2 protein-coding genes are annotated in these 1,355 nt (G+C 51.3%); one reads left to right on the top strand and one right to left on the bottom strand.

Features of this window, described 5'->3' with window-relative positions:
- Positions 1–368: cytochrome c oxidase subunit 3 (locus OB13_RS14125; RefSeq protein WP_461490814.1), on the top strand; the 368-nt coding region annotated here is incomplete at its 5' end.
- Between the two features lie 6 nt (positions 369–374).
- On the opposite strand, the gene OB13_RS14120 is transcribed toward OB13_RS14125, so the two are convergent.
- Positions 375–1,355 (bottom strand): gliding motility-associated C-terminal domain-containing protein (locus OB13_RS14120; RefSeq protein ID WP_461490813.1); only part of this gene is annotated, 981 nt, incomplete at its 5' end.

Raw genomic sequence — 1,355 nt, 5'->3', positions numbered from 1 at the left:
AAAAGGATAAGCTCAAAAAAATGACACGTTACCTGGCCATTACCTTTGGCCTGGGAGTCGGTTTCATCGGGGCTCAGTTGCTGGGCTGGCGCGAACTATCCGAGTCAGGCGCGTATTTTACAGGGAAGGCCTCGGGCACGTACCTCTACATTATCTCTGCGCTTCACCTGCTGCACCTGCTTGGTGGTATGATCTTCCTGGCTTTCCTGCTCTTTAAAACGGCACACATGGCCAGTGACGGTGTTCGCACACTGGTTTTCATACGCGATCCCTACCGCCGGTTGCAGCTTGCCATGCTGTGCAGCTACTGGCACTTCATCGGGATGCTCTGGTTGTCGCTCTACCTTGTGATCCTTTTTATGGCTTAGCCGGTTTTACCGCACCAGCGTAACAGAACCTTTGAACTTGCTGGTCCGGTAATCTACGACGTAGTAGTATACCCCGTCGTTGACATCTTTTCCATCCCATTTGAAACTGTTTGCCGTGCTGGAAAAAACTTGCTTGCCCCACCGGTTGTAAATTTTTATATTCTCAAAGGCGCCGGTGCAAATGTCATCCGGCAGGCCCGGAATCTCAAAAAAGTCATTGAGCCCATCACCGTTTGGCGTGAAAATGTTGGGTGGCACATACGTACTCAGTTCCGGCACCTTTACCCGGAACTCCATCGTGATCGTCTGGTCAGGCGAAGGCACGCAGGCATCCTCCTTCAGAGAGAAGGTCACGCGCGCCACACCCTGGCTGAAGGTGGTACAGTTGGCCTCCCAGGTAAACAAACCTGCTGCAGTCCCTATACCTCCTGTTGAGGTGAACTTCATGCCATACTCTTCCAGACTAAAGCCTTCCCCGGCAGCGAGCATACTCAGCCGATGCATGTCCAGGTCATTGCCCATAAACTTGGCTTCAAATTTCTCATTCAGATCTACTTCAAAAACCAGTGTTTGCTTGTCTGTAGTCAGGACAGGAACCTGGTTAGGATAGTCTGTCCGGACCTCGATCACTTCTTTCCTGGTGACAGGCTCACCGCAGAACATGGACGTAGCCGTAAACTCAATCTGGTAAGAGTCCTTCTGCAAGGCCTGGCAATCTATCTGCCACGAAAAGGGCGATGTGACCCGACCCATACCTGAGCGCTGTTCAAAGACTATTTTCTGGGATCTGATATCGAAGTCCAGTCCAACGGCTGATAAGGTGACTTCTTCGTTGTCAGGATCAATTCCCAAGACATCAAAATTGATAAGGGCGCCGTCTTTTACATTGTAGACCCTGTCGGGCTTCGAGAGGCTGATAGAAGGCGGCTCATTGGGGATAGGTTCTATGATAAAGCTGACCTCCAGCGTATCCTGCCGGGGAAGGCT

It is taken from the genome of Pontibacter sp. HJ8 (genome assembly GCF_054824225.1).
The sequence above is the reverse complement of the archived record's forward strand: the minus strand, read 5'-3'. Positions and strand labels throughout refer to the sequence as shown.